The 7,505-nt window shown below is 38.8% G+C and carries 4 protein-coding genes; all 4 read left to right on the top strand.

Going from position 1 to position 7,505, the window contains the following annotated elements:
* Nucleotides 1-236 precede the first annotated feature (236 nt).
* The 4 genes from J7E16_RS00925 to J7E16_RS00910 all read left to right on the top strand — a co-directional run bounded on the left by J7E16_RS00925 (nucleotide 237) and on the right by J7E16_RS00910 (nucleotide 7,021).
* Nucleotides 237-887 (top strand): GntR family transcriptional regulator, encoded by a 651-nt coding sequence (locus J7E16_RS00925; RefSeq protein ID WP_214887613.1) that lies wholly within the window; start codon nucleotides 237-239, stop codon nucleotides 885-887.
* 267 nt (nucleotides 888-1,154) lie between these two features.
* Complete coding sequence (gene pcrA / locus J7E16_RS00920) at nucleotides 1,155-3,371, top strand: DNA helicase PcrA (protein WP_502756786.1); 2,217 nt, start codon at nucleotides 1,155-1,157, stop codon at nucleotides 3,369-3,371.
* Between the two features lie 513 nt (nucleotides 3,372-3,884).
* Nucleotides 3,885-5,915 carry an NAD-dependent DNA ligase LigA gene (ligA, locus tag J7E16_RS00915; protein WP_214887607.1) on the top strand — a complete coding sequence of 677 codons (2,031 nt, stop codon included), beginning with the start codon at nucleotides 3,885-3,887 and terminating at the stop codon, nucleotides 5,913-5,915.
* Nucleotides 5,912-7,021: a CamS family sex pheromone protein gene (locus J7E16_RS00910; RefSeq protein ID WP_214887604.1), complete on the top strand. Its 1,110-nt coding sequence runs from the start codon at nucleotides 5,912-5,914 to the stop codon at nucleotides 7,019-7,021. The genes ligA and J7E16_RS00910 overlap by 4 nt, the downstream gene beginning before the upstream one ends.
* Nucleotides 7,022-7,505: the final 484 nt, after the last annotated feature.

Raw genomic sequence — 7,505 nt, 5'->3', positions numbered from 1 at the left:
ACGGATGGGCCAGCAAACGGCGAAGCCGTGCGGTAGTAGACGAGTGTACAAAAGTAGAACGCCTAAACTAGCAGGATAATAGGACGACCGAGAAAAACTTGACACAGACAACAAATCATTAGACTTGAAGTAAAGTAAAATAAAAACTATAATCAACATATGTATGTTAACTATGATAAACTTGTTTTGTTCTTTTGGTATAGACGGAAAATAATTAATTAGGCAGGTGAGTGTGAGTGTCTAAACCAAAAAAATTAGAAGATAGAGTGTACCAATACAGTATAAATCAAATTTCAACTAAACAATGGTTGCCACAAACACATATTACAGAAATTGGTTTATCTAAGAAACTAGGTATCAGCCGGACACCGATTCGACAAGCTTTTTTGCGATTAGAAGAAGAAGGGTATATAGTAATTGAACCAAATAAGGGCATAAGAATTCAAGAAACACAGATCTCACTGCAAGGATTTCAGGAACAGTTAGAGTTTATGGAGTTAGTCATGATCGATCATTTGCATTTTTTACAGATCAGAGAAATTCAATTTAACACGGATCGTTTAGAAAATACGATCGATCAAATCAACCAGATGACAGATCCAAAAGAGATAGAAGCTTTTTTAACCATTGAATTCGACTACTTGAAAGGCCTATTTCGTTACACAAAAAATAACTATACGACATCTTTATTTTTGGATACATTTAGGAGTATAAGAGAACAAACAAATGAAGAAATCAAAGAGTATCTGAAACTTAGTCAAGCAACGAAAATAAAGCATTTTAACCAAATAGTCCTTTTTTTGAAAAGCAATGATTACGCCTTAGCCAGAAAAGAAGTGCGTATTTTAATCAATCAGCTTAGTCTGATCGCGATCCAAGGCATTTAAAACAACTGTGACCTGAATAGGATATCAAGAAAAAAGATTCTTTTTTTGAGGATCTTTTTTTCTTTTTGACAAACTTCATTTAAAACTGTTCATTTACTGCTCGAAGAGGCTTTATTTATGGTAATATTATCATTGAGAAATTATGCAAAATTTAAAGAAGTTTTGCTAGACTAGTGAAGTCCACATCCTATTTTTAGAGTAAAAATATAGGGTGCTATAAGAGAGAGGATGTAAAATTTGGTATTACGAGATGATTTATTAAATGGAATGAATCCAAAACAACAAGAGGCAGTTGTCTGCACACAAGGGCCGCTTTTAATCATGGCGGGTGCGGGAAGTGGTAAGACACGCGTTTTAACACACCGCATTGCCTATTTGATCGAAGAAAAAAATGTTAACCCATGGAATATTTTAGCCATCACATTTACGAATAAAGCGGCTAAAGAAATGAAAGAACGGGTCGTTCGTCTTTTAAAGGAAGGCGGAAATGATGTTTGGGTCTCTACTTTTCACTCAATGTGCGTTCGTATTTTACGCCGTGACATCGACCGTATCGGCTACACACGCGCATTTACTATCAGCGATCCTAGTGAACAACAAACATTGATGAAACGAATTTTAAAAGAACGAAATATCGATCCTAAAAAATACAATCCTAGAGCGATCTTAGGTGAAATCAGCAACGCAAAAAACGAATTGGATACACCAGCTGATTACCGTAAAAGAGCAGGAAGCTTTTTTGAAAAAATCGTTGCTGATTGTTACGATGATTACCAAAAGGAATTGCGCCGCAATCAAGCAGTCGATTTTGATGATTTGATCATGTTGGCTATTCGCTTGTTCAAAGAAAACCCTGAAATATTAGATTATTACCAAAATAAATTCCATTACATTCACGTGGATGAATACCAAGATACGAATGAAGCACAATACACTTTAGTCAACATGCTGGCTGAACGGTTTAAAAACTTGTGTGTTGTTGGAGATGCTGACCAAAGTATCTACGGCTGGCGTGGGGCGAACATGGAAAATATCTTGAATTTTGAAAAAGATTATCCAGATACGACCATCGTTTTGCTAGAACAAAATTACCGTTCCACTAAACTGATTTTACAAGCAGCGAATGATGTAATTGGTAATAATACTAAGCGAAAAGTTAAAAAGCTTTGGACGGATAATCAGGATGGCGAAAAAATCACATATTATCGTGGACAGTCTGAAGGCGATGAATCGCGTTACGTCATCTCTAAGATCCAAGAAGAAATGAAAGAAAAGAACTACGATTATGGTGATTTTGCAGTTCTTTACCGGACCAATGCTCAATCGCGGATCATTGAGGAAAGTCTGTTGAAGTCAAACATTCCTTATAAAATGGTTGGCGGACACAAGTTCTATGACCGTAAAGAAATCAGAGATGTGCTAGCGTATCTGCGTTTAATTGCCAATCCTGATGACAATATGAGTTTTGAACGAGTAGTCAATGTACCTAAACGAGGAATTGGTCCTGGGACGATTGAAAAACTGAGGACGTCTTCCAACCAATACGAATGGTCACTTTTAGAAACAGCCTTAAATGTTTCGATCACACCGATTACCGGTAAAGCTGCGAGTGAACTCGAAGGATTTGGCTTCATGATGAAAGAATTACGCCAAATGCAAGAATATCTTCCCGTAACAGAGTTAGTCGAAGAAGTGTTGAAACGCAGCGGTTATCAAAAAGCGCTAGAATTAGAACGGACACTTGAATCTGAAACGCGCTTAGAAAATATTCAAGAATTTTTGACTGTGACACAACAATTTGAAAAAGAGAGTACTGAAGATAAAACACTCTTGACGTTCTTAACCGATTTGGCATTGGTCTCGGATCTAGATAATCTAGAAGAAGAACCTCAAAGTGAAGTAACTTTAATGACGCTTCACGCAGCTAAAGGACTAGAATTCCCAATCGTTTTCCTGATTGGATTAGAAGAAGGGATCTTCCCGTTGTCCCGTGCGATGATGGAAGAAGATCAACTAGAAGAAGAACGCCGTCTAGCATATGTCGGGATCACGCGAGCTGAGAAAAAATTGTACATCACAAATGCTTACTCACGCGTTTTATATGGCCGTACACAAAGCAATTCGGCTTCACGTTTTATAAATGAGATCGACGATGAAGTCATAGAATCAGGCAATCAACAAACAATGAATACGCCATTTAGCCGTACAGCAACTAGCTCTATGCAGCGCAATCAAGCAACTCGAGCAACTAGTCAAGCCTATAAAGCACCAGTAGTAGACAAGATATCAAGCGGTGCTGACAAATTAGGTTGGGAAGTTGGCGACAAAGCCATTCATAAAAAATGGGGTGTTGGTACAGTGGTCAAAGTTACCGGTACAGCAAACGACCTCCAACTCGATGTAGCCTTTAAAGAACAAGGAATCAAACGACTATTAGCAGCATTTGCCCCAATCAAAAAACAGGATGCGGAACTTCCCGATTAGGCACGCAGCGATTTTCAAGAATTGAGAGCAAGAGCATCCCGCGCATTGCGTCAATTCTTAAAATAGCCCAGTGACTGGGAAGTGCAGCTCAACTAAAAACAGGATGCGGAAAACGACGCTTAGGCTCGACAGAAAAACAAAGAATCTCGCAGAGGATGTTTCATCCTCGTAGAGATCATGTTTTTTCCGAGAGCCTGTCGTTTACAGCTCAACTAAAGGATGCGGAAAACGACGCTTAGGCTCGACACTTTTTGGACAAAGAACTTGTAATAAACGGCTAGTTTGTCTCGTTGGCGGGGATATTGGACAAAGAACTGGAAATAAAGGGGTAGTTTGTCTCGTTTGCGAGGATATTGGACAAAGAACAGGCAATAAAGGGTTAGTTTGTCCCGTTCGCGGTGATAGTGGACAAAGAACTGGCAATAAAGGGGTAGTTTGTCCCGTTTGCAATTTTATTAAAATAGTAACTAGTAGTTTTCCTATAAAATCTAAAGTACGAAAGGAATTAAGGGCATGTCTACACAAGATTTTGAATCTGCGAAACAGCGGGTTTTCGACTTGCGAACATTATTAGATCAATACAGTTATGAATATTATGTGAAGGATGCACCATCTGTCGCCGACGCAGAATACGATAAGCTGTACCATGAATTAGCAGCTCTGGAAGAAGCATTTCCGAACTTAGTCAGTAGCGATTCTCCGACACAACGTATTGGTGGAACGATTTTGCCCGGGTTTGAAAAAGTAATTCATGAAGTACCTATGCTCAGTTTAGGTAATGCATTTGACGAAAGTGACTTAATTGATTTTGACCGACGCATCAAAAAACTGACGGACAAACCGTTCAGTTATATCTGTGAACTAAAAATAGATGGTCTGGCAGTGTCATTAAAGTATGAGGATGGAAAACTTGTTCGTGCAGCAACACGTGGAGATGGGACTGTTGGCGAAAATGTAACGCAAAATATTCGTACTGTTAAGTCAGTTCCTTTGCGCTTGAAAAATCCTTATTCTATTGAGGTACGGGGCGAATGTTACATGCCTAAAGCTTCATTCATCAAATTGAATCAAGAACGAGAAGAAAATGGAGAAGCAATCTTTGCCAATCCGCGTAATGCGGCAGCTGGCGGATTGCGCAATTTAAATCCAAAAGAAACAGCTAAACGAAATCTAAATACCTTTTTATATACGATCGGTGATTTTGGTGAAATGACTGCCGTCAGCCAGGAAGATGCACTCCGCCAATTGGATGAATTAGGTATTCGTACTAACCATGACCGCAGAGTGTTCCAAACAATCGAAGAAGTTTGGGCTTATACACAAGAATTCCAAGAAAAAAGAACCGATTTACCGTATGAAATAGACGGAATCGTGATCAAAGTAAATGAATTTGAGGTCCAAGAAGAAGTTGGGTTTACGGTCAAAGCGCCTAGATGGGCTATAGCCTATAAATTTCCAGCAGAAGAAGCTCATACAATTATACGTGACATAGAATGGTCAGTTGGCCGAACAGGAGTTGTGACACCAACGGCTATCATGGATCCGGTTCAACTAGCAGGTACTACGGTCCAACGAGCAAGTCTCCATAATGAAGATTTGATCCATGAGCGTGATATCCGTCTGCTTGATACAGTTGTCGTTCATAAAGCAGGAGACATCATTCCAGAGGTCACTCGTGTCGTTTTAGATGAAAGACCACAAGAAAGTCAACCTTATGAGATTCCTACCCATTGCCCAGCTTGTGACAGCGAGTTGATCCATTTAGAAGAAGAAGTAGCTTTACGCTGCATGAACCCAAAATGTCCGGCTCAAATTACTGAAGGTCTATCCCATTTTGTTTCTCGAAATGCGATGAATATTGATGGCTTAGGGATCAAAGTCTTGCAGCAAATGTTTGAGAAAGACATGGTTCATGACGTTGCGGATCTTTATACATTAACGTTTGACCAACTTGTCACGTTAGATAAAATCAAAGAAAAATCAGCTACTAATTTATTGACAGCGATTGATGCAAGTCGCACCAATTCACTTGAAAGGTTATTATTTGGTCTAGGTATCCGTCATGTCGGAGCTAAAGCGGCCAAATTGATCGCAGAACGCTTTGAAACGATGGAAGCTGTGCAACAAGCTGAAAAAGAAACGATCATTTCGATTGAAGGTATCGGAGAAATCATTGCTGAAAGTGTAGTAGCCTATTTTAGTTTGCCAGAAGTAAGTGATTTGATCCAGGAATTGAAAAACAGTCAAGTCAACATGACTTATTTAGGAAAGAAAAAGGAAGAAGTCGCGACTGGCAATTCTTATTTTAATGGTAAAACCATTGTATTGACTGGGAAACTGACACACTTTACCCGTGAGGAAGCAAAGGAACGTATTGAAAACCTTGGGGGGAATGTTACCGGGAGCGTTTCTAAGAAAACAGATTTCGTAGTTGCGGGTGAAGAAGCTGGCAGCAAATTAGCAAAAGCTGAAGCGTTAAATATTTCTGTTTGGGATGAAGACCAGTTGTTGGAAACATTAGAAGGAGAGGAAAAAGTACAATGAACAAAAACATAATTGCCTTGATGATTGCTTGTGTATTTCTGCTAAGTGCTTGTCAAACAGGAGATCCGGATACAAAAAAAACCGAAACAGTTAACAAAGAAACTGAAACTACAAGCCAATTATCAAATGATTATTATAGTGCGATCATTACCGATGGTGCTTATCAAACAAGTTTGAATAGAGGGATAACCTTAGGATTGAACTCCAACGTTAATTTTAAGGCTTTCGAGACAGGTTTAATGGATCTATCGCAAGGACACTTTTCAACGGATTCTTATTTCTTTCAAGAAGGCCAATATGTTGATAATGCAACAACGAGTAAATGGTTAGGCCGTGTAAGTGAAGAAAATCCAACAGGTTTAAATCCAGAAGACAACGGAAAGCTTGAACCAGATGAGCGGAATCCGATTTATTTAGATTCATTATTGGAGCAAGATTATATGGTCCAAAAGGGTGATGGATTTGAACTAGGTGGGATATCGATCGGTTTAGCAATGAATAGTGTAGATTATTACACAAAAAAAGAATATGGATCAAAATATGAAACAAAAATTTCACAAGAGGAATTATTAGCAGAAGGTAAAAAAATGGCTGATAAAATTGTGCAACAGTTACGTGAAACTGAAGGTGTTGGAGACATCCCAATCGTAATTGGTATCTTTGAGCAGTCGACAGAAGATAATTTGGCTGGCGGTACCTATATTTCAGAAGCGGTCAGTGAAAATGGTTCAACTAGTTTCCAAGATTGGAAATCAATCAATCAGAAGAAAGTTATTTTTCCAACGAGTGGAGAGGAAAGTAATGAGCTGTCCAGTTTTCAAAATTTCAAAGCTGAAATCGAGAAATTCTTTCCAAATTTAAGCGGCGTAACCGCAGAAGCACTCTACACAGATGACCAAATCGTGAATATGAAAATATCAGTCAGCACGCAATTTTATGGCGAAAGTGAAATAATTGCTTTTACGCAACATGTCTCTGAAAAAGCTTCATCGTTTCTAGTGCCGAATGTTCCGATTGAGATCACGATAGACTCAATAAATGGAACCGAAGCCTTCCTAGCCCGCGAAGCAGGAGAAACAAAATTCTACACACACATATTTGATTAGGATGCGGAGTTCGACGTTTAGGCTCGACAGAAAAACAAAGAATTTTGTAGAGGATGTTCCATCCTCGTAAAAATTATGTTTTTTCCGAGAGCCTGTCGAATGCAGCTCAACTAAAAAAAGATGCTGAACTTCCCGTTTAGACACGCAGCGATTATTAAGAATTGAAAGCAAGAGCATCCCGCGCATTGCGTCAAATCTTAATAATAGCCCAGTGTCTGGGAAGTGAAGCTCAACTAAAAAAGGATGCGGAGTGTCTCGTTTATCTTCTCGAGAAATAAGATAAGCCAGAATGAAGTTGAAATAAAAATTTGTTTAGTAAAGGTATTGGGGCAATTGTCCTAATGCTTTTTTTGTATAATTGAATAATTAGTTAAAGTTGATTGGAAAATTTAGATTGCTCAATAAATAGTGTTGCTGTCTAAAATCAAATTTCTTTCGGAACAACGGGTTTGCTTGTGGAACCGTGGAACCACTTGAAGCCTAA

This window comes from Carnobacterium sp. ISL-102 (assembly GCF_018612935.1).
GTDB classification, from domain to species: Bacteria; Bacillota; Bacilli; order Lactobacillales; family Carnobacteriaceae; genus Carnobacterium_B; species Carnobacterium_B alterfunditum.
Note: the sequence above shows the minus strand (reverse complement) of the source record. Positions and strands in the feature narration are given on the sequence as shown.

Excerpts from the sequence above, each read along its gene's own strand:
- J7E16_RS00910 (WP_214887604.1), top strand. The coding sequence starts at position 5,912 with ATGAACAAAAACATAATTGCCTTGATGATTGCTTGTGTATTTCTGCTA.
- ligA (WP_214887607.1), top strand. The coding sequence starts at position 3,885 with ATGTCTACACAAGATTTTGAATCTGCGAAACAGCGGGTTTTCGACTTG.
- pcrA (WP_502756786.1), top strand. The coding sequence starts at position 1,155 with ATGAATCCAAAACAACAAGAGGCAGTTGTCTGCACACAAGGGCCGCTT.